The following is a 21469-nucleotide window of genomic DNA, read 5'->3' on the forward strand; positions in this document are numbered from 1 at the left end:
TTAAATCTCGTTCATGGCGGTAAAGAGGTCTTCGGACTGAATGCGGATGGATTGCTGCTTTTCCTCCGCCACCGGGCGCATCCGCTCCTTGATGGTCTGGATGGATACGGCATCCGCATCGAATTCAACGCGGAGGATCATGGTGAAGTAGTCACCCATAATGGTCTGCGAGACATCAATGACGTTGATGTCTAGATCAGCAAGGGTCGTGGTCACTGCGGCAATGATTCCGGTGCTATCGGCACCGGTGACGGTCATAATGGCATACATAACCGATATTCTATCTGGTTCGGTGGGTAAGGCTCACACCACGGGCGCGGCATGTAGTTAGTTCGCCGCGAAAGAGCCGCTGCAGCATAAAAAATGCGCTGTTACCATGGGGCGCTATGACTGATACTAAGAAAAAGGTTTTGTACATCGGTGGACACGGCAAGGTTGGCCTGCTGGCGGCTCCAAAATTAGCGGAAGCTGGCCACGAGGTTCACTCGCTTATCCGTAACCCAGACCAAAAGGCCGATATCGAGCAGGCCAACGCTACGCCGGTTATTGCAGATATTACCGAGCAGTCCGTTGACCAATGGGCCGAGCTATTCGCAGATTATGACGCAGTTGTATGGGGTGCCGGAAACGGCGGCCGTGGCGGCGCAGAGCTGACGTGGGCGGTTGACCGCGACGGCGCCCTGGCGGCCATCGAGGCTCTGGAAAAGCTGGGCAAGGATGTCCCGCAATTCGTCATGATTTCTTATGTCGACTCTCAGGTTGCGACGACCGATCCAGCCGATGAAAAGTGGTATGCCTACGTGGAATCCAAGAAGGAAGTAGACAACCGCTTGGCAGACAGCTCCATCCCACACATCATCCTGAAGCCCGCTGGCCTGACGGAAGAGCCCGCGCAGGGACTGGAGTTCGCCGAGGACAAGATGCTGCAAGAAGGTCAGACCTCGTCTCGTGACCTAGTGGCAGACGTCATCGTAGAGGTACTGGGCCGCGAAGAGCTTCCAACGTCCCCAGTCGTATTCGTTGACGGCGACAAGCCAGTAAGCTCCATTAAGTAATAGTCAGCCAAACTATCTATGAGTGTTTCGCGCCCAGCTGTATTGCTCGACTGCGATCCAGGGATTGATGACTGCCTCGCCCTAATGTACTTAGCGGGGCTGCATCACGCAGGCGAGATTGAATTAGTGGGCGTGAGCACGACTGCTGGAAACGCCGAGGTCCAGCAGACTGCCACCAATGCACGGTGGATTTTGGACCTCTGTGGATTGCCGGAGGTCCCCGTCGCGCCTGGGCGGCCGACTCCGCTCGAAGTTGAGCTGGCCACAACCCCGGAAACACACGGGGAGACCGGCTTGGGCTATCTTTCTGCACCCGACCACGATTTCGGCGATATTCACTGGCAGGAGTTGTGGTCGACCGCGATTGCCCACAATCCAGGTCTGCACCTCATTATCACCGGGCCGGTAACTAATTTGGCAGACTTCGAGCGGGAGCATGGCGATGCCGTTGCGCGGTGCGGCTCGATTACCATCATGGGCGGTGCCGTTAATTACCGCGGCAATACGACGCCGACTGCGGAGTGGAATTTCTGGGTGGATCCGCACGCTGCAGCTCACCATTTCGCAGCTTCAGCGGCACTACCCAGCACTCTCTGCTCGCTCGAAGTTACCGAGCAATTTCTCATCACCCCAGAGCGCTTGGCAGAAATTCAGGGGATTCTTGGTACACAACCGATGGCAGTAACATTGCCGGAGATACTGCGGTTCTACTTCGAATTCCATCAAGCGCAAAAAGAAGGCTACCAAGCCCAGATTCATGATCTTCTGACCTGCATAATTGCCCTAAAGAAGATACCGTTTGAGGCGGTAGAAACGACCATTGATGTGGAAGCGGACTCTGCGATGATGCGCGGTACCAGCGTCGCAGACCTCCGCAATCACTGGGATCGGCCGACCAATGCCTCGCTGGTGACCAGCGCAGACATTCCAGCCGCCCATCGCGAATTCGACAGGGCGCTGCGCAACTTGGGCACGCGTGTTGCTCAAGGCGAATAAATCTTTTACCCTAATCCGCAGCGCATACGCCACATTTTCCTACGCTGAGGTGACATAGGCTGGGACCAAAAGAGCAGTGTGCCCCATTCTCCTTTACACATTGATGGATTAGGAATACCTCTATGCCTCAGCTTTCTCTTACCCCTGCCCGCCGGGGGATGGTCATCGCGGGCGCCGCGCTAGTCGTCGCCACATGGATCTACTTGGTGCTTTTCCGCCCGACCGATTGGGAGTCCGTAGCGGGCTCCGCCGAAGCCTTGATCACCTTGGCCGGCTACCTCATTGGTGCGGTTCTGTTGCTTGCCGGCACCGTGCCGTCCCTGCCGGCTCGTACCATCGCCATTATTCCCATCGCGTTGGTTCTTAATATCGTGGTGGGCCAAATCATCGGTTCGAGCGGTATTCCGCTGTATATCGACTCCGTGGGAACCATCTTGGTAGCCGCCCTCGCAGGCCCCATCGCCGGGCTCGCTACCGGTACGCTGTCATCAGTGGTCTGGGGCCTGCTTAACCCGATGGCGCTCCCCTTCGCCGCCGTTTCCGCGGCTACCGGCTTCCTTTCTGGCTGGGCCATTCAAAAAGGTGCGTTCACCAAGATCTGGAAGGTCATCGTCAGTGGTGCCATTATCGGCATCATCTGCGGTATGCTCGCCGCTCCTGTTGCCGCCTTCGTCTACGGTGGTACGGCTGGTGTCGGTACCGGCGCGCTCACGTCCCTCTTCCGCGAACTGGGCAACTCCTTGATTGCATCCGTGACGATGCAGTCCCTCATCTCTGACCCACTGGATAAGGCCGTCGTCTTCCTTATCGTGTGGGCTGCCGTGAAATCCTTGCCCAAGCGCACCCGGGAATCCTTGCAGCCTCGCTAATGTATCGCCTTCACCCGTCGACGGTCCTCACCATTGCTGCGTGCGGTTGGCTACTCATCCTCGCTCTCAATAGCCCACTAACATCTGCACTGGTCGCAGGCGCAATGCTTGCCTATGGCGTGTGGGCCACGAGGTCCATCGCGATCGTCTTGGTCTCTGGGGCGCTCTGTGTTCCGGTGGCCTTATCGATGCTGGTGATCCACGCCCCTTATGGCGATAACCAACTGATTCCGCTGGTCACAACCGATGGCCTGCTTGTTGCCGCCACGCTAGCCCTGCGCTTTTTCGCGTTAATGGTGTGCTTCATCGTGGCGATGTCCGTGCTGCGAATTTCCGATATTGCGAAATGGCTCCAGGTCTCGCGCGCAGGACACAAAATTGCCTATATCGTTGGTGCTTCACTGCAGTCTTTACCGCAAGGTGCGCAAGCCTGGCGGACCGTCCGCGACGCCAACCAGCTGGCGGGAATCAAAGTGACGTGGCGCAATACTATTTCCCGGGTGGTCATCCCAGTGATTTCGCGCCTTTTGATTCAAGGCACCGAGCGTGGCCACGCCCTTGCCGCCGTGGGCTTTGATGAAGAGGGGACCAGGACCCTTTTGCGGCCGGTACCGGATTCAATCCTGTCCCGCGTGCTGCGCTACATCGTTCCCCTTGGAACCATAGGAGTCATGGTCTTTGTATGGATATAGACGATATTCAGCCAAGTAAGGGAAGCATCGTCCAAGTACTTGTGCCTTCGGATGCCATCGCCGAAAACGTGGCGCAAGAGCTGGGCGAAAAATTCTCTACGTCTGCCATCATCGGTACTGACTCTTCCGCGCAGATGAGCTACCTGCGCGATACCTGCATCGAAGAAGTGGTCCTAGGATTAGAAAACCAGGGTGAGGACCCAGCCCGCATGCAGGTGCGGGGAGAGGAAATGCTCGCGGCGGTGGGGCTCAGCGGTTACGCGGAGAAAAACCCCACCCAGCTTTCGGGCGGTCAGACGCGGAGGCTCGCCGCTGCATGCGTAGCGATCCGCGAGCCCGAGGTACTCATTATTTGTGAGCCGAGCGCGGGTCTTGACCCCACATCGTTGGCGATGATGGTGAAGCTATTGCATTCGCTGCGCAATACCTGCGTTCTTGCCGTGTCATCCATGCATTGGCCCGAATTGGGTGGGGAAGTCGTAGGGGAGATCCCACAACCAGCCCCAGTAAGCGTAGACGTGATTTCTTCTTATGGATCCCGGGGATCTCTTGGTCCGCTTACTGCGCGCCGCGGGCAAGAAAAGAAGCGGTGGTGGCAATCGGCGAAGCCTTCCGGCAATACCTTTAGCGTCGGACCGGTAACCATACCCATTCGCGGAGGGGGCGTGACTTGGTTGCGCGGGGCAAACGGTACTGGAAAAACGTCTCTCCTGCGCGCCGCCGCCGGCCTTGATGGGGCACAGCGCCCAGCTGAGCCCCGGGGATTGGTCCTCCAATCTCCTTATGACCAGGTAATATATTCCACCTTGGGTGACTTTGTTTCCGATAGCGCGTTACGGGAGCTACTAGAGCTTGATGCGGCTGAGCACCCGTTAGATCTATCCGCCTCCCGGCTCAGGCTGGCCCAAACGGCACATGTGGTGGGGATGGGCCACGGAATCTTGCTCATGGATGAGCCCGATAGCCTGCTTTCGCTAACGGACCGAGCACTGATGCATCAACTAATTCACGGCGCGCTGGAATCAGGAGCGGCAATAGTGCTTACATGCCACGATCCAGGCTTCGTCGAAGAGATCGCGCAGTATGTCTGTATCCAGGAAGTGGAACTTTCCAGCACCGACGGCAGACAAGAAGACACCAACTAAGCATGGCGGCGTTGAGCCGCAGCCTCCGCCTCCTGCTAAGAAAACAGAAAGGCGAAGGCTGATGCGCGGTTAGCGCTGTGGCGATTTAGAACTCCGGATCGATTGCTCCACCAGATCGAGGACACGCTCCAGACCATCCGTATCCCCTAAGGCGAGCCTATTAATAAACCCATCCATGAAGGTTTCCAAATAGCACACCAGGGTATCTATATCCACGTCATCTCGAAGGCGGCCTTGCTCTGCGTTGGATGCAAGTCGGGCGCGGATAGCCTCGTCACGAATGGACTGGTGTTCTTTCCACCGCGCGGCAAACGAGGGGTCAGTGCGCAATAGAGAAGTGATCTCTAGACGCGTGGCAAGCCAATCGTGGCGTTCTGGGTGACGCAACATTTCACGCATGACCTCGACGAGGCCATTATTAGCCACTACTTCTGCCTGGCGTGCGGCATCTTCGCGTGCTAGGGAAAGAAATAGAGATTCCTTGTCCCCAAAGTGGTGAAAAATGGCGCCGCGTGATTTCCCGGTGGCTTGTTCTAAGAGGCGGACAGTCGCGCCCTCATAGCCATGTTCGGCAAAGCACCGGCGAGCCCCAACGAGAATTTCGTGCCTGCGCCGATTTAACTCAGATTCACTCACGATTGGCATAGTGAGGTCGTCTCCTTTTAGGAATGATTAATACTTCAAGTTAAGTATGTTCTGAAACGAACATAGAACGACAATAAAGAAACGCGGGGCCGCAGAGCCCTCTACGGGAGAGAGCGGTGCGACCCCGCGTCTTCAAGCTCAGCGACGAGCACTAAGCCCAAAAAGCTTAGTACTTTTCCGTCGCATTAAGTGGCTTAGTTCTTCACCATCTGGCGCAGCACGTACTGCAGGATACCGCCGTGGCGGAAGTACTCTGCCTCACCCGGGGTGTCGATACGTACGTTAGCGTCGAACTCGACGGCGTCGTCAGAGTCCTGCTTGGTAGCGGTGACGTGAACGGTCTTCGGGATGGAACCGTCGTTGAACTCGGTGATGCCTTCGATGTCGAAGGTCTCCGTACCGTCCAGACCCAAGGACTCGTGAGACTCGCCATCAGGGAACTGCAGCGGGATAACGCCCATACCGATGAGGTTCGAGCGGTGGATGCGCTCGAAGGACTCGGTGATAACTGCCTTTACACCCAGAAGGTTGGTGCCCTTTGCAGCCCAGTCACGGGAAGAACCGGTGCCGTATTCCTTACCAGCGATAACGACCAGTGGGATGCCGGCTTCCTTGTAGTTCTCGCATGCATCGTAGATGTATGCCTGCGGTGCACCCTCTTGGGTGAAGTCGCGGGTGTATCCACCGGTCTCGTCCACCAGCTGGTTGGCCAGGCGGATGTTAGCGAAGGTACCGCGCATCATGACCTCGTGGTTACCGCGGCGGGAACCCAAGGAGTTGTAGTCAGAGCGGGAAACGCCGTTCTCGTCCAAGTACTGCGCGGCCGGGGTGCCCGGCTTGATGGCAGAAGCAGGGGAGATGTGGTCGGTGGTGACGGAATCGCCAAGCTTCGCAAGAACGCGAGCGCCCTTGATGTCCTCAACTGGGTCCGGCTCGGTCGGCATGCCCTCGAAGTATGGAGCCTTGCGGATGTAGGTGGAGTCCTCATCCCACTCGAAGGTCTCGCCCTCTGGAACATCCAGGTTGCGCCATGCGTCGTCGCCCTTGAAGACGTCGGCGTAGTCAGCCTCGTACATCTCGCGAGAGATAGCGGACTGGATGGTGTCCTCGATCTCCTGTGGGGTAGGCCAGATGTCCTTCAAGAAGACATCATTGCCGTCTTCGTCCTGGCCCAGCGGCTGGTTGTCGAAGTCGAAGTCCATGGTACCGGCAATAGCGTAGGCGATAACCATGATTGGGGATGCCAAGTAGTTCATCTTGACGTCCGGGGAGATACGACCCTCGAAGTTGCGGTTACCGGACAGAACTGCGGTAGCTGCCAAGTCGTTCTCATTGATGGCTGCAGAGACTTCCTCTGGCAGTGGGCCGGAGTTACCAATACAGGTGGTGCAGCCGAAGCCGGACAGGTAGAAGCCCATAGCCTCGAGGTCCTTCCAGAGGTCTGCACGCTGGAAGTAGCCATCGACAACCTGGGAACCAGGTGCACAAATGGTCTTAACCCATGGCTTGGAGCGCAGGCCCTTTTCGGCGGCCTTACGTGCAATCAAACCTGCACCCACCATGACGGATGGGTTGGAGGTGTTGGTGCAGGAGGTGATGGAGGCAATTGCCACCATGCCGTGGTCAAGGGTGTACTCGCCACCGTTATCAGGTTCAACGGTGATCGGGTTGGAGTGACGTCCCTTAGCACCAGCGGCGGCGGATTCGCCGTGGCCCTCGCGCGACTTGTTCAAACCACCGGTAACGTCCTCATCGCCAGGCGCGCCGCCCTCAGCGGACATGCGCTTTGCCTCTACGGAGGAGTCATCCACGCATACCTCGTCGGTGGTGTAGTTGGACAGGTCCTTACGGAACTGTTCCTTGGCCTCCGAAAGGAGGATACGGTCCTGCGGGCGCTTCGGACCAGCGATGGATGGCTCAACGGTGGACAGGTCGAGTTCGATGTACTCGGAGTACTCCGGCTCCGGAGTGTCCTCTGCCAGCCACATGCCCTGTGCCTTGGCGTACTGCTCGACGCGGTCGATCTGCTCCTGCGGGCGACCGGTGAGCTCGAGGTACTTGGTGGTCTCTTCGTCGATGGGGAAGATGGCCGCGGTGGAACCGAACTCTGGCGACATGTTGCCGATGGTGGCGCGGTTAGCCAGCGGGACGGACTTGACGCCATTGCCGTAGAACTCTACGAACTTCTGGACAACGCCGTGCTCACGCAGCATCTCCGTAATGGTCAAGACGACGTCAGTTGCGGTAACGCCGGTCGGGATTTCGCCGGTGAGCTTGAATCCGACGACCTTTGGGATGAGCATCGATACCGGCTGGCCAAGCATGGCAGCCTCTGCCTCGATGCCGCCAACGCCCCAGCCCAGGATGCCCAGGCCGTTTTCCATGGTGGTGTGGGAGTCGGTACCGATACAGGTATCCGGGTATGCAAGACCCTCGTTGTCAAAGACAACGCGAGACAGGTACTCGATGTTGACCTGGTGGACAATACCGGTTCCCGGAGGAACAACGCGGAAGTTGGAGAAGTTCTCAGCACCCCAACGCAGGAACTGGTAGCGCTCTTCATTGCGCTGGTACTCGATTTCAACGTTCTTCTCAAGAGCGTCGGTGGAACCAAAGGCCTCAACGATGACGGAGTGGTCAATAACCATCTCGGCCGGGTTCAGCGGGTTAACCTGGTCTGGCGTACCGCCAAGAGCGGACACGGCTTCACGCATGGTTGCGAGGTCGACGACACAGGGAACACCGGTGAAGTCCTGCATGAGGACGCGGGCTGGGGTGAACTGGATTTCAGTATCCGGCTCGGACTTTGGATCCCAATTGGCGAGGGCCTTGATGTGGTCCTCGTTTACATTCTTGCCGTCCTCATTGCGCAGCAGGTTTTCTGCCAGCACCTTGAGGGAGTACGGCAACTTCTCCATGCCAGGAACCGTGTTGATGTCAAAGTAGTCGTAAGACTTGCCGTTGACATCAAGGGTCTTCTTGGCATCGAAGGAGTTCAAGCTTTCAGTCACAGGGAGCTCCATTCCTTGTTGATAAACAGTCTGTTCTGTTTTGTACTCGCCGCCTGCTGGAGATGCGGGATAAGCAAAAGGTGCGCGACCACATAGTGGTCGAGACGAAGCCATGGGGCCCGCAGTGCCAAAGACGGCAAAGAACGCGATGGTTCACCTATTTATTGTAGAGGTAAAAACCTTCCGTTGCTCCAATTGTAACGGGACAAGCGTTCTGTTTAAAGCTTTTTGCCGTACTCGGCGCGTTTACTGTGTAGGCGGCGGCGGTAACCTTTATCTTTAATGAAGAAAGACCAAGGAATATGCGCAAGGCATAACCCCCGATCTCGGGTGCACGAGCCCCGGCTATAATTAAGAAGAGGGAAGAGGATTGAATGGTTCCGGGTGAAGTGGACGTCCCGCAGTTGGCTCAGCAGCTCAAGCAGGACGGCGTAGCTTATTCTGCACCCTCGCTGGAATCGGATGCTCAGCTAAATGCACACGTCGCCGAGCAACTGCGTGAGGGCGACGGGATTGCCGTGGTCGATGTTTCTGTTTTCAAGGCCGCCGACGCGCGCGACATTGCACAAGAGCTTTATGATGCTACCAATCTGCACACCGTCATCGTGCAGACCCCGCGTCATGTCTCCTCGGTTAGCGAGAACTATAGCCGCGCGGATATTGAATCTTCCCAAGCGCAATTAAGGCCAGGACTGAACCAAGTCGATCTTGTGCAGCAGTACTATGCAGGGCTTGAGCAAAGCAGCTTTCCGATGGTCGCCGTCGTCGCCGTCGTCGCCATACTCGCCCTCCTTTTCGGCGGCTTAAGTTATTGGCGTGCCTCCCATCATCGCGAAATTCGGGATAAGTAGCGGCCATTAAGGGGGCTCGATCTGGAGAGAGCGGACGCATCAAGGCGTCCAAGCGTATCCAACTTCTAACTATGTTTGTTCGAAAAAGTAGAAGAAAATTTTCCGTTTTCGGCGCTCGGCGCGCCCCAAAACCATCCGTCGAAGCGAGCTAAATTTTACGGCTGCAAGAGCGTCGTGGCGCACCGCACCGAAGGAACTCGCGGTGCCTACCCTGAGATTTATGGAAAATGATGTTCAGACATTGGCGTAATCCATCGGTTCTTTATGGGCGGCCCTCGGGCGACTCCGGGTCGTTGCGAATGAAGAAAACTCCCATTGCCTAAAAGTGTCAGGGGAGCGGGGGAGGGGCAAAAGTAAAGGCTTAGTGGTTGATTTTCACTGGGGGAGTGGTTCTACTGCGGTGAAATGGCCCCGATTTGGCTGCAGCTCATGACGCACGGCCCTCGGAATATAAAAACCAAAGTGGCGAACATCACAATAACGGGTTGGTAACAAAATTATTGCAGGTTAGGTACGAATGTTGCGTCATGTGGTTTAACTTGACTCCACGTAATTAAGTGGAATGTGTGCGAAAAGGGCGTGTCGTGACGTATGGTTCGAGTGTCGACTCAAGAGACGTGAATATCTTCTTGAGTTCATGGGCTTAGCCTTGACGGTCAATTGAAGATTCGCACGGGTATGTGGGGAAGCACGCCTCGCGGGAATTGAGGAATTGGCGGTTCTTGGAAGTCAATGAACCACGAGGGAACTCTCGAACGGGAGAGTAGAAAAACTTTTCACTTGAGCGATGACAATGTTCGAAAAATAAACATCAACCCACCTTCCTTAAAAGTGGTGAGACGAGTTCGCTAGAGCTCCATCGTGTGGGTATGCGGGTGTGGTTCTTTGTCGAGCCCTTCGATAGTGGATTCTCGGTCAAGCGGAATCCAGATACGAGGTTCGCTGAGAAGCGCAGTCGGGTACGTGCAGAATGAGAGAATGAGGGAACCGGAATCACACTAGGGCCAGCATCGTGTGGCCTGTTCATGGTTTGTGGCCACTTGCCCTCGCACGAATGGGTACACGCATAAAGCTGTACCTCCACTGCGCCGCGGCGAGTCGTGCCAAGGATCATAGGGCAGTTCTCACTGTGCCAAGCGCAGCGTGCGAAAGGGTCTGGACTCTGCCAGCTACCTAAATTCACTGCACGTCACAAGTGGAGCTCGATGAAGATGCGCCAATCTGAGATTGGCACTGCGATGGGAGAGTTGTAAATGCTCCCAGTAGCGTTAGAGCGCTCACGTTCACAATGAACCGCGTAGGACACGTGGAGAAAATGCACCATCCTTGTCGCTGGTATGGGGAAATAGTAGCGATTGTTGGACAGCGTGACGTGAGGCTACTGAGCTCAAGCATCAGTTGCATAGAGCTTTAATTGACGTGCGCACTCCCTAGGTGAAGTCTCTACAATTTTCGGGCTCATGTGCCATGTACATCCTGGGGCCGCGGGCTGCCAGGGCGATAACGCATACCCATAAGCCCATAAGCCTTTGGGTGTGAGCTATCGGATTCGGAATATCGCAAAGAAGACTCTGGGCTTGCTGCTGTGCGAAATGCGCAAGCTTCAGTGTCTCGGGCATTCCTATGCCCAAGTGCGGCACATTGCGTCCCATTCTTTAAAAGGGAGGTGGTCCAAACAAGGAGAATTCCAGTGGCCACCATTCGTCTACCGCGCATCCGACATGTTCGTGCAACTATCGCTGCAGTCATAGGTGTCGCAGCGCTATCGCCCCTGACGTCCATCGCTCCTGCCGGAGCAGATGAGCTCCTCGATCCCGCCCAGGCCGGTGCGGTTGAAGAAGTTCCAAGCACCGATGCAGATGACTCCATTGCCCGCGCCGTATCCAACGTTGATGCTCAGCAGCGGGACGTAGATCAGCTGCGCCAGCTGCTCGACCAGGCGGAGGAGCAAGCGGTGGCCGCGACGGAGCGCATCGCCCAGCTTTCGGCCGATCCTGCGGTTGCGGACGACGCGGCAGAGTTTGACCAAGCTTATGCTGAAAAGCGTGCAGCCGAATCGGCAATGGTCGAGCACCGCCGCAACTTAGCCCAGCGGGAGGCTCAAATGAATGCCACCCGCAACTTCGCTGAGGCCTCTTTTGCCCACCAGCAGCAGGCGGTGGAAGTGACCCAGCAGGGCGACCTTCCAAAGGTACAAAATCAAGATGAAAACCTTGACTTTAAGGTAGACGCGGATGCGCTTTCCGGCGATCCCGTCAAGCCGCAAGGCTTGAATAAAGACAAGGCTCAAAACTTTACCGACGAGATTGTTCCGGATGAAACTGCGCTTCCTGAGGTGACGCACGATGACGCCGTCGTAGAGGGGCGGGCGGATGCGGCCACCCCGAAGGCGGAGTTCGGCACCGCACTTAATCAAGGAGCAACGCCGTCTTTTAACACGGTGGACTACGGTACCGGTTCCTCGGCATCGGATGTTATGGACATCGCAGGCGATCTCGCCGCAGCCGTTGATCAAGACGATATGCGGGCACTGATGGACGGATCTGCAGACCTGTTGGGCATTGGCAGCCCGAATACGGCGCCATCGGCAAGCACTGATCCTTCCGCCACCGGTCAAGGGCCCGCAGCGCCATCTAACCCTGCTCCGGGCAATAGCAGCCAGATTGAGGCGGTGATCGCTCGCGCAGAATCTGTCATCGGAACCCCATACGTGTGGGGCGGTGGCGACAACAATGGCCCAACTGGCGGCCTCCGGGACGGCGGCATCGCCGATAGCTTTGGTGACTACGGACGGAGCGGTTTTGATTGCTCTGGATTGACTAAGTACGCGTTCGCCGCGGCCGGCTTGGACCTTCCGCACTACTCCGGTGCGCAGTACCAAATGGGCAATAAGGTTTCGCGTGACAACTTGCAGCGCGGCGACCTCATCTTCTACGGCGCCGGCGGCAGCCAGCACGTTGCGATCTACTTGGGCAATGACCAAATGATTGAGGCCCCGCAGTCTGGCCAGAATGTACAGGTCTCCCCAGTGCGCTGGGCTGGTGCGACCCCGGAGGTCGTGCGCCTTCTCTAATTCTCAGCCTTGTGGTTGCTACTATTTAGGGCATGACTGACGCACAGCATCCTGCCCAAAATTTCGACGCCCTCCTCGTTCTTTCTTTCGGTGGCCCGGAAGGAAATGAGGAGGTCGTTCCGTTTTTAGAGAACGTGACGCGGGGCCGCGGAATTCCGCGCGAGCGCTTAGAAGTAGTGGGCGAGCATTATTACCACTTTGACGGGGTAAGCCCGATCAACGGCCTGAACCGGGAGATTATCAGTAACGTCGAAGGCGAGCTGAAAAAACGCGGACATAATCTGCCGGTTTATTTTGGCAATCGGAACTGGCACCCCTTTGCCACAGCTACCGCAGAGAAGATGGCGGAAGAAGGGATTCGCAGGGTGGCCGTCTTCGCCACCTCCGCTTGGGGTGGCTACTCGGCGTGCCGGCAATACGATGAAGACATTGCTGCGATGCGGCAACACCTTGCAGATAATGGTCTGCCAGAAATCGAGTTCACCAAGATTCGACAATTTTATGATCATCCCAAGTTCATCGCGGAGATGGCCGATGCCGTCGCCGAAGCCTGGCGGCGTATTCCCGCCGAGAAAACGGGCAGCGCGCGCATGCTGTTTACGGCCCACTCGGTGCCGAATGCACACGATAATGTCGGTGGTGCAGACGGGGACAAGAACCTTTATTCCCGGCAAGTAGCCGAAGCCTCCCGCTTAGTGGCCGAGCGCGTCGGAATTTCGGATTACGACTTGGTGTGGCAATCGCGCTCCGGTAACCCGAAGACGCCGTGGCTGGAGCCGGACATCGTTGACCACACCACCGCACTCCATGAAAAAGACGGGGTAGGCGCCGTAGTGGTGTGCCCCATCGGTTTTATCTCCGATCACATGGAGGTCATCTGGGACTTGGACTCTGAACTGCAAGCTGCCGCCGATGAGATGGGAGTACAGGTCGAGCGCGCCCGTACCGCTGGCCCCTCCCAGCGGTTTGCGGACATGGTCGTGGATCTGGTGGAAGAACTCGAACAGGGGAAACCGTGGGAGACCAGCGGGAATGTCACCGTACAAGGGTGTACCACCAACGGCGCGCCCTGCGCTGCAGGCTGCTGCGATATTCGCGCCCACTAAAAGTACTCTGGGCGGGCCTGCTCTAGCGAGCGAATTCCGCTGCTGAATAAGCCACTCCCGTCATCCGCGCTTGCCGGATATGGCGCCATAAGCGGAGGAGCTGCGGATCGAGGCTGTGATCGTTGATCCTATCCGTGACGGTTTCGATGATCGCGGCAACGCGGTCCGCGCGAGCAAAGAGTTTCGCAGCCCGGGGCGGGGTGGCCGGTGGCAGGCCGGGCGTGTCATAAAAATCGCTCAGGGTCCCCACCGTGAGCCGGGGATTAGTCAGCGCGGTGGACTGGTAGCCGGTGGCCGTAATGAGATCGGCGGATTCATCCGTCGCCTTAGTTAACAAGGCATCCGCTTCGCCGGGGCTCAGCCATGCCGGTGAAGGTAGCGGCTGATCCTCGCGGATTACCTGCCATGCCGTGTGAGCTCGATGGGGGTGGGGGACAAGGACGAGCGAAACTTCCGGATCGTTGGTGCGCACAACGATGGCGCCCGCTGAACTTTGCGCGGCCGCACGGGCAGAGTCTGATCCTGCGGGAAGCGCCGGCGCTTCACCCGGGCCAGATAAAATAAGCCGGAGAAGAGGCTCCCCGCCCGCGCCTGGCTGAGAAGTGAGCTCCTTCGTTTCGGCGCGCAGCAAGGCGAGCAAATCGATGAAGGGAGATTCATCCAAGCATTCGGGGCGCCCGCCCAGCTCTGTCAGGGCATCGAGCAGCTCATCTGTTGTCTCATGTCCCCACAACCACGCAGCTAGCCAGATGGCAGAGTTTTGGAGAGGGGACCAGACTTCGGCGCGCATATCCATGGCGAGCAAGTGTAGTAGATAGACTATCGGGCCATGAGTTTAGATCCTTATGGCGGAGATATTTTTGCTGGGCACCGACGCAGCAAGCCCACCCAGTACCCAGAAGTGCCCGCAGAACCGGGCATGGTGGTAGAAGTGCGCGGTGATGACTTTGTGGGCGCCGTTTTAGGCGTGGATAAGACCGTCTTTGGTGAGGTCGTACGGCTAGAAGACCGCCACGGCGTCGAGCGAGTATTTAACCTCATTAAAGGCGGATTCTTGGTAGAAGGTCAGCCGGTGACGCTTACGAGGTACGTGCCCAAGCAAGCACCCCGCAAATCAAACTCGGGCTCTAGGCGTGTAGAAAACGTAGAGGCCAAGGTGGCAGCGCCATCACGCATTTGGGTCGAAGGCGTCCACGATGCCGCCATTGTGGAAAAGGTATGGGGGCACGATCTACGCGTAGAAGGCGTGGTCGTGGAATACCTGGAGGGCTTAGACAACCTCGAAGAAAGGCTCGCCGAATTTCAGCCTGGCCCCGGCCGTCGGGTCGGCGTGCTCGCGGACCACCTGGTCAAAGGGTCGAAAGAAACGCGAATGACCGAGTCTGTGGGGGAGCACGTTCTAGTTACCGGCCATCCCTTCGTGGATATTTGGGCGGCAGTAAAACCGCAACGGGTAGGCCTGCAAGCATGGCCGGAGGTACCGCGGGGTGAAGATTGGAAAACCGGAATCTGCCGCCGCGTGGGGTGGTCCGATCCCTCCGATGGGTGGCGCCACGTTTATAACGCGGTCCATTCCTTCAGGGACTTAGACTCGAGCCTGATTGGTGCGGTCGAGCGCCTGGTGGATTTTGTGACCACGCCTGAACTGCGCAAATCAGACCTTGTCTAAGCCCCCAGTAAGCGACGCTTTCTCGGTTTAGGCTAGATTGGCGCGTTCAATGAGGTTGACCGCTAATTGCCACCCGGCCATCTCGGCGCTCCAGCCCGCGGCTTGCAGCCTTTGGGACATCGCCTGTTTGGAAATTCCCAATTCTTCTGCGGCCTCATTTTGATTGAGCCCCGCCCTTACAAGGGAGGTTGCCTCGCGGCCCTCGATGGTGCGCTTATTGAGCACGTATCCAATGAGCGCGAAGGCGGCGGCGATATCGCTCGCCTCCGCAGAACGGCCGCGCTTATTGAGCTTGGTGTAGACCTGCCCCATGCGCGCGGAATTTTTGAGCGCCGCGGTAGCCACGTGGCGCGCGCTTTCTTCGTCTGCCTGGTTGCCAGGGCTGATGCCGATGCCGATGGCCCAGTCGCCATCGGCAAGCAAGGCCATGACGACCTCACACACTGCGGTGGCGGAGTCGACCACGGCGCAAATATCCTCGACGCCAAGGACGTGAAACTCGCCGACGCCCTCGAGGGTGGATAGCGCGGCGGCCGAGCGCTGTACGAGCTCAGCGCGGCGCACGGAACGCCCACGGTAGCGGGCATGGACAGCGAGCACGAGGATCCTCCTTTATTGCGAGCAGTTCGTTACAGTCTACCGCTTAACCTTGACTGGACGGGAGTTGGCAGGCGCGAATCGAGCACAAGCCCGCCGATACCGGCGAGGGCAAAGACGATAAAGGCAACGATGATCCCGGGACTGGCCGTGCCAGTAAGCGCATCGCCGAAAAAGACACCGATGACCGTGGTGGGAATCGAGCCGACCAACGTAGCGACCGTAAAGTGCGAAACGCTGATGGGGGTAAGCGCGGCGACATAGTTGAGAAGGCTGAAGGGCACTCCCGCCACCATGCGCAGGGAAGCGATGGCCAGCCAACCGCGCCGCTCCAGGTGGGTATTGATGGTATAAACCGCGGGATGGGCAAGATGCGGCCTCATCCATTCTCCGAGCAGGCGGCGCACAATCAGCAACGATAATACGGCCGAGATGGTGAGCGCGAGCAGCGAGATAGCAAGGCCCTGCCAAGGGCCGAAAAGGATACCCGCTGCAACCGTCCAGATGGTTCGGGGCAGGGGAAATTGCGTAAATATGACATAACCTAGCGTGAAGGCGACCGGAAACCACGCGCCAAGGCGGGCAGCGGCGGCCCGCATCTGGGAGAGGTCGGGAATGTCGAGCCAGATAAAAAGCGCAGCTCCAGCAAGTGCGAGCGCGATGATGAGTATCCAGCGTCGCGGCGACCACGCACGGATTGAGCCCCAAGCTGAGTGGGTGAGTTGAACGCAGAAGCTACCAAAGCTGCGTATCCAATCCCGGAAAGTGGTCATGCGTTTGTATCGTAGTCGGCTCGGCCGGGCTGATAGAAAAGAGCTGTACTTATAGAAAAATCTCGAGACACCATAGGAACGATGTCTCGAGATTTCACAGTGTGCCCGGAGGGGTGTCTGGTTCCATGACATCGTTCCGCATGTCTCATGAGATCGTTCCGGTTCGCCCTGCAAGAATGTCTCACCACATCGATCCGGCAGACAACCCATGGATGAAAATGCCCCAACTGGGCAAAAAGGAATGTCTCGAGACATCGTTCCAACAAGGTCATAGTGCGTTAACGTCAAGCAGATAGTTACACGTACCTTAAGCTCAGCTTCCACCGAAGATAGCAGGCACGCGAGAGGCTCAAAAGTGCCTCGTCGCAAAGTTCTGGCGCCCGCAGAACCTGCATCGAAGGCTTACATTCCGCACCGAACAGTACTTCGCCCGGGCAGATTCCATCGGGCGTCGACGATCCATGAATCGGGAAATTAAGCCACAAAGATCCTAAAGTTTTGAACATTTTTGGGCACCGCAAAAAAGAAAAATCTCGAGACACCATAGGAACGATGTCTCGATACTTCACAGTGTGCCCGGAGGGGGACTTGAACCCCCACGTCCGTTAATAGGACACTAGCACCTCAAGCTAGCGCGTCTGCCATTCCGCCACCCGGGCAGGGTGTTTACAACCTCTCGGTTGGGCACCCCGAAACTTTATCGTGTTCCGCTATCGGAATACAAATCGCCAGGTAAATCCTCATAAACCGCACGATTTCAAGGCGGGGAAATACATCCTTGTAACTTGGTAGGCCGCAGCGCCTAGATAGGAGCACGGCCTGACACCAGCCGCACGGTTGTGGGGTGAGTGGGAGGGGCATCGACAAGCGCGTGTGATCTGCGGTACAAAGGGGTACATGACTTCTTATGCAGATGACACTCGATTCCCCGGACCTGACCCCTACGCTCCGCTGCGCGATCTCCCCAGCTTCGGGCTGTCTTCTACCGACTTGGTAGAAGGCGATGAGATCCCAGAAAAGCACCGCGCGCCGGAAAGCGTGTCCCCACAGCTGGCATGGTCCGGACTGCCGGAGGGAACCAAGTCTTTGGCGGTTACCTGTTTTGACCCAGATGCACCGACTGCCTCCGGTTTCTGGCACTGGGCCGCTTTTAATATCCCCACCGATGTCTCCGAGCTGCCCACCAATGCCGGCGCGGCAGAGGACCTTGGCATCGACGGTGTTATCAGCCTGCGCAATGATTCCGGCAACCGCACCCATTTTGGTGCCAACCCACCGGCCGGCCACGCGCCGCACCGCTACCTCTACGCGGTCCACGCCGTAGACGTAGAAACCCTTGATATCGATCCGGATTCTTCCCCGACCGTCCTCGGCTTCAACCTGCACTTCCACGCATTGGGCCGGGCAATCCTTTGGGGCTGGTACGAGGCCAAGTAATGGCGAGTTCCGCTCCTAAAAACCCAGTGACCCCACCCGCAGCGCTGCGGGTGGGCGGCGCTTTTTTGGTCGTCGCTTTTGTGCTGGTCCTATTCGCCCTCATCTCCGTTTTTAGCGATGGATGGGGCGCACCCTTTGTCTGGACCTACAGCAACCTCGCGATCATTATCGCTGCGGTGATGGTGGGTGCATTCAGCACGATGAGCAAGGAGCATGCTGGTAGTCGCGCGCAGATTATCGCCCTGGCAATGGCGGTGGCCTTGATCATTGCTAGCCGCTTTCTGCCGCAGCACGAACTTCTGATTCAGCAGCAGTATTGGCTGCTCTTTTATGCCGGCATGTCCGCCATCTGTGCCTTAATTTTGCGGCGCAGCGTCATGGCGACCTCTTAAGCAGCCCTTCAAACAAGCAATGCCACGTGTTTATACACGTGGCATTGTGCTATCTGGTGGGCTGCTAGTTTATCGCCTTCCACGGCAGATTGGAGCCTACGGCCTCAGAAATATTGTTCAGGCCATGGGTGCGAATTTGCTTGGCGATGCCCCTGTGAATATCCCGAATCCAGTCCGGACCACCGTAGATAAGGCCGGTATAGCCCTGGAGGAGGCTGGCACCGGCGGCAATCCGCTCCCACGCTTGCTCCGGGGTGGTAATCCCGCCGACGGAAATCAGAACAAGCTGCGAGCCCACGCGCGCGTTAAGTCGGCGGAGCACCTCTAAGGAGCGCTCGGCCACGGGTGGGCCGGAAATTCCACCGGCGCCAAGGGCTTCTACCTCCGCGCGGGGAGTATTCAGTCCCTCGCGGGAGATGGTGGTATTGGTGGCGACGATGCCGGCAAGGCCCAGTTCCACGGCGAGATCGGCGACGGCATCGACATCGGCATCCGAAAGATCTGGTGCGATCTTGACCATGACGGGAACATCGGTGGATTCTTGCACGGCGCGCAGGATGGGGCGAAGCGATTCGACCGCCTGCAGGTCCCGCAGCCCGGGAGTATTGGGGGAGGAGACATTGACCACCAGGTAGTCCGCCAGACCGCCTAAAACGGAAGCAGAGCGGCGGTAATCATCCACGGCGCGTTCTGCCGGGGTGACCTTGGTTTTGCCGATATTAATACCGATGACGTCGTTGTACCGGCGCTTGCGCAGGTTTTCTGCTACGGCGGCAGCGCCCTCATTATTAAAGCCCATCCGGTTTAAGATCGCGGCATCTTCTTTGAGGCGGAAGAGGCGGGGAGTCGGGTTGCCCGGCTGCGCCTGCGCCGTGACGGTGCCCAGTTCGGCGTAGCCGAAACCAAGCGGCGACCAGGCATCGGCAGCCGCGGCGTTCTTATCAAAACCGGCCGCGAGGCCAAGCGGGCGCGGGAAGGTGATCCCGCAAACTTCTTGTTTCAAGACTGGATCATTGACAGGCAGGATGCGGTCAAGCGTGCGATTGGCGGGCCCTGCCGCGTGCAGGATGTGCAGGCCGGAGTTGATTATGCCGTGGATGCGCTCGGGGCTTAAGCGAAACATCCCGCGCAACGCCAGCTGATAGGCGCTTTTGCGCAGCGAATCAAAGGTCGAAACCATGGATTAAGACTCCTTTTTCAGGTGCGGATCCGCCACGAACTGCAGCCCCTGGCCGGATGCGGAGGCAACCACGATGGTGCCATTGGAAAGAGCGGAAATATTTTGGGCATCGGCAAGCGTGGCAAAGTCGCCGCGGGATTCGGGAACGCCCTTGTCAATGGAATAGGCGTGCGCGGTGTTGTTATCGGTGGTGGTGACCCATGCGAGCTCGCGCGAGTCATCCCAGGTTACCGCCCAGGGAGTGCCGTCCACCACGCCGTATTGGTGCAGGCGGACGACGTCATCGGAAGTATAGACTGCGATCCGGCCGCCCTCGGTATCGGAGGCGAGCACGACGCCGTTATTACCCACCGCGATTTGGCCGACACCCTGGCCAGCGCGCAACCGGCCGCCGGCGCGGTCATTGGGCCAATCGATATTCTGGATCGTGGAATCCGAACGCTGAATGCGCACAATCCCGTCATCGCCATCCGCATTGGGAACGGCGAGCATCTGGTCCGATCCGGCCTCTACGGAGATTTCGCCGTCCCGCGTGCCATCCTTGTACCGGCCCACCACAGCGGAATCGTCTGCGGTGACAAAGACCTCGCCGGTCGAAATCTGGGTAGCGGCGGTGACCTGGAAGCCCTCATCCATGTTGATTTCTTCCGGTGATTCCGGCGCAGAAGGATCGATGAGCAAGACCTTGTCCTGGCAAGCCAAGACGAATCCAGATTCAGAAGAGCTTAAATCGCCGCAGGTGGAATCGATATCGATGCTCTTAGCCTTGTTGGCCCCAAAGTCATCCTGGCTGCCAATGTGCACCTGGTCTGCGGTGCGAACGGCAATCGTATCTTTTACCGCAGCCAGATCCGTAATGTCTTCATCGAAATCGATGACCGTGCCGGTAGGATCGGTGTCACTGGGAGATGCGGCCGGGGTGGCGTTGCCCTTTACCGCGGTTTCGGGATCACCGCCTACGCCCACGGTGGAATCGCAGGCGGCCAGCGCAGCAGTGGAGAGTGCTAGCAAGCTGGATAGTACGAATGTGGAGCGGGATCGTGATTTCACGGATACTTATCCTAACAGCGCGCGTTGTGATTTCCCGAAGCCGTGCGCGACGGTAGTGTATGGCGGGTGATTTCTGATACCGCGACCGAAGCAGTTTCTTGGGCACAAGTTATCGTCTTATCCATTGTGCAGGGCCTTACGGAGTTTCTCCCAGTAAGCTCCTCGGGGCACCTGCGCATTGTTTCTGAGCTCTTTTGGGGCAACGACGCCGGCGCTTCTTTTACCGCCGTTATCCAGCTCGGCACCGAGCTTGCCGTGCTGGTTTATTTCGCCCCGATGATCTGGCAAATCTTATCCGGGTGGTTCCGCGGGTGGACCAATCCCGCCTCGCGCGGGCAGGACTGGCGCATGGGCTGGATGGTCATCGTCGGATCCATTCCCATCGGCGTCATCGGTTTGGTCTTTGAAGACGCCATTCGTGGGGCGCTGCGCAACCTGTGGATCACTGCCACGATGCTGATCGTCTTCTCCTTCGTCTTCATCGCCGCAGAGCGCGTCGGCTCCAAAAAGCGCGGTTTTGAGGAGCTGACGATGAAAGATGCCATCATCATGGGTCTGTGCCAGTGCTTGGCGTTGATTCCTGGCGTGTCACGTTCGGGCGGCACCATTTCCGGTGGTCTTTTCTTGGGTCTCGATCGCGAGGTGGCCACGCGTTTTAGCTTCCTCTTGGCCATTCCGGCAGTACTGGCGTCGGGGCTTTTTTCGCTTCCCGATGCCTTCGCGCCCGAGGCCGGCCAAGCCGCTTCCGGTATGCAGCTGCTCGTCGGTACCGGCATCGCCTTTGCCTTGGGCTACGCCTCGATCGCGTGGTTGCTGAACTTCGTGGGCAACCACTCCTTTGCGTGGTTCGCGGCCTACCGCATCCCAGTAGGCATTATCGTGATGATTCTGCTGGCCTTGGGAGTCCTACAGCCCATTTAAATCCACC

At 57.8% G+C, this 21469-nt stretch carries 20 protein-coding genes and 1 tRNA gene; 12 read left to right on the forward strand and 9 right to left on the reverse strand.

What is annotated here, in order from left to right; genetic code table 11:
* Window positions 1–270, reverse strand: a complete 270-nt coding sequence (locus ABRP88_RS02090) for an ACT domain-containing protein (RefSeq protein ID WP_034654051.1) — start codon at window positions 268–270, stop codon at window positions 1–3.
* Window positions 271–386: 116 nt separating this feature from the next.
* On the opposite strand from ABRP88_RS02090, the gene ABRP88_RS02095 reads away from it, so the two are divergent.
* The 5 genes from ABRP88_RS02095 to ABRP88_RS02115 all read left to right on the forward strand — a co-directional run bounded on the left by ABRP88_RS02095 (window position 387) and on the right by ABRP88_RS02115 (window position 4757).
* On the forward strand, window positions 387–1055 hold the full coding sequence (locus ABRP88_RS02095) for an SDR family oxidoreductase (protein WP_349835962.1): 669 nt from the start codon (window positions 387–389) through the stop codon (window positions 1053–1055).
* An 18-nt stretch (window positions 1056–1073) separates the two neighbouring features.
* Window positions 1074–2051: a nucleoside hydrolase gene (locus ABRP88_RS02100; RefSeq protein WP_349835964.1), complete on the forward strand. Its 978-nt coding sequence runs from the start codon at window positions 1074–1076 to the stop codon at window positions 2049–2051.
* Between the two features lie 122 nt (window positions 2052–2173).
* A complete protein-coding gene (locus ABRP88_RS02105) occupies window positions 2174–2920 on the forward strand; it encodes an ECF transporter S component (RefSeq protein WP_284784098.1) in 747 nt (248 codons plus the stop codon).
* On the forward strand, window positions 2920–3612 hold the full coding sequence (locus tag ABRP88_RS02110; RefSeq protein ID WP_349835965.1) for an energy-coupling factor transporter transmembrane component T family protein: 693 nt from the start codon (window positions 2920–2922) through the stop codon (window positions 3610–3612). Before ABRP88_RS02105 ends, ABRP88_RS02110 begins: the two co-directional genes overlap by 1 nt.
* Window positions 3603–4757, forward strand: a complete 1155-nt coding sequence (locus ABRP88_RS02115; protein WP_349835966.1) for an ATP-binding cassette domain-containing protein — start codon at window positions 3603–3605, stop codon at window positions 4755–4757. Before ABRP88_RS02110 ends, ABRP88_RS02115 begins: the two co-directional genes overlap by 10 nt.
* Before the next feature lie 69 nt (window positions 4758–4826).
* On the opposite strand, the gene ABRP88_RS02120 is transcribed toward ABRP88_RS02115, so the two are convergent.
* Both ABRP88_RS02120 and can read right to left on the reverse strand, forming a co-directional pair.
* Window positions 4827–5402 carry a TetR/AcrR family transcriptional regulator gene (locus ABRP88_RS02120; protein WP_349835967.1) on the reverse strand — a complete coding sequence of 192 codons (576 nt, stop codon included), beginning with the start codon at window positions 5400–5402 and terminating at the stop codon, window positions 4827–4829.
* A 194-nt stretch (window positions 5403–5596) separates the two neighbouring features.
* A complete protein-coding gene (can, locus tag ABRP88_RS02125; protein WP_284819495.1) occupies window positions 5597–8413 on the reverse strand; it encodes an aconitate hydratase in 2817 nt (938 codons plus the stop codon).
* 374 nt (window positions 8414–8787) lie between these two features.
* On the opposite strand from can, the gene ABRP88_RS02130 reads away from it, so the two are divergent.
* The 3 genes from ABRP88_RS02130 to ABRP88_RS02140 all read left to right on the forward strand — a co-directional run bounded on the left by ABRP88_RS02130 (window position 8788) and on the right by ABRP88_RS02140 (window position 13443).
* The gene (locus ABRP88_RS02130; protein WP_284785140.1) at window positions 8788–9264 is read left to right on the forward strand and encodes an Rv1476 family membrane protein; all 477 of its coding nucleotides are present in this window, start codon (window positions 8788–8790) and stop codon (window positions 9262–9264) included.
* 1690 nt (window positions 9265–10954) lie between these two features.
* Complete coding sequence (locus ABRP88_RS02135; protein WP_349835969.1) at window positions 10955–12337, forward strand: NlpC/P60 family protein; 1383 nt, start codon at window positions 10955–10957, stop codon at window positions 12335–12337.
* A 32-nt stretch (window positions 12338–12369) separates the two neighbouring features.
* On the forward strand, window positions 12370–13443 hold the full coding sequence (locus tag ABRP88_RS02140; RefSeq protein ID WP_349835970.1) for a ferrochelatase: 1074 nt from the start codon (window positions 12370–12372) through the stop codon (window positions 13441–13443).
* A 22-nt stretch (window positions 13444–13465) separates the two neighbouring features.
* On the opposite strand, the gene ABRP88_RS02145 is transcribed toward ABRP88_RS02140, so the two are convergent.
* Complete coding sequence (locus ABRP88_RS02145; RefSeq protein WP_349835972.1) at window positions 13466–14239, reverse strand: Rv1486c family protein; 774 nt, start codon at window positions 14237–14239, stop codon at window positions 13466–13468.
* A gap of 33 nt (window positions 14240–14272) precedes the next feature.
* On the opposite strand from ABRP88_RS02145, the gene ABRP88_RS02150 reads away from it, so the two are divergent.
* Complete coding sequence (locus ABRP88_RS02150; RefSeq protein ID WP_284770648.1) at window positions 14273–15112, forward strand: DUF3097 domain-containing protein; 840 nt, start codon at window positions 14273–14275, stop codon at window positions 15110–15112.
* 27 nt (window positions 15113–15139) lie between these two features.
* Here ABRP88_RS02150 and ABRP88_RS02155 read toward each other — a convergent pair whose 3' ends face one another.
* From ABRP88_RS02155 to ABRP88_RS02165, 3 genes are all read right to left on the reverse strand, one after another.
* The gene (locus ABRP88_RS02155) at window positions 15140–15712 is read right to left on the reverse strand and encodes a hypothetical protein (protein ID WP_023022380.1); all 573 of its coding nucleotides are present in this window, start codon (window positions 15710–15712) and stop codon (window positions 15140–15142) included.
* 29 nt (window positions 15713–15741) lie between these two features.
* On the reverse strand, window positions 15742–16482 hold the full coding sequence (locus ABRP88_RS02160; RefSeq protein WP_284770649.1) for a TVP38/TMEM64 family protein: 741 nt from the start codon (window positions 16480–16482) through the stop codon (window positions 15742–15744).
* 573 nt (window positions 16483–17055) lie between these two features.
* Window positions 17056–17141 (reverse strand) — tRNA-Leu (locus tag ABRP88_RS02165).
* Window positions 17142–17379: 238 nt separating this feature from the next.
* On the opposite strand from ABRP88_RS02165, the gene ABRP88_RS02170 reads away from it, so the two are divergent.
* The gene (locus tag ABRP88_RS02170) at window positions 17380–17919 is read left to right on the forward strand and encodes a YbhB/YbcL family Raf kinase inhibitor-like protein (protein WP_023022376.1); all 540 of its coding nucleotides are present in this window, start codon (window positions 17380–17382) and stop codon (window positions 17917–17919) included.
* Window positions 17919–18311, forward strand: a complete 393-nt coding sequence (locus tag ABRP88_RS02175; protein WP_349835975.1) for a hypothetical protein — start codon at window positions 17919–17921, stop codon at window positions 18309–18311. Before ABRP88_RS02170 ends, ABRP88_RS02175 begins: the two co-directional genes overlap by 1 nt.
* A gap of 64 nt (window positions 18312–18375) precedes the next feature.
* On the opposite strand, the gene ABRP88_RS02180 is transcribed toward ABRP88_RS02175, so the two are convergent.
* Both ABRP88_RS02180 and ABRP88_RS02185 read right to left on the reverse strand, forming a co-directional pair.
* Window positions 18376–19491, reverse strand: coding sequence for a quinone-dependent dihydroorotate dehydrogenase (locus ABRP88_RS02180; protein ID WP_349835976.1), 1116 nt, complete (start codon window positions 19489–19491; stop codon window positions 18376–18378).
* A 3-nt stretch (window positions 19492–19494) separates the two neighbouring features.
* A complete protein-coding gene (locus ABRP88_RS02185; RefSeq protein ID WP_349835977.1) occupies window positions 19495–20541 on the reverse strand; it encodes an NHL repeat-containing protein in 1047 nt (348 codons plus the stop codon).
* Between the two features lie 66 nt (window positions 20542–20607).
* Here ABRP88_RS02185 and ABRP88_RS02190 point away from each other — a divergent pair, with 66 nt between their 5' ends.
* On the forward strand, window positions 20608–21462 hold the full coding sequence (locus ABRP88_RS02190; protein ID WP_284770654.1) for an undecaprenyl-diphosphate phosphatase: 855 nt from the start codon (window positions 20608–20610) through the stop codon (window positions 21460–21462).
* Window positions 21463–21469 lie beyond the last annotated feature (7 nt).

Source organism: Corynebacterium sp. KPL2734, assembly GCF_040225595.1.
Taxonomy (GTDB): Bacteria; Actinomycetota; Actinomycetes; order Mycobacteriales; family Mycobacteriaceae; genus Corynebacterium; species Corynebacterium rhinophilum.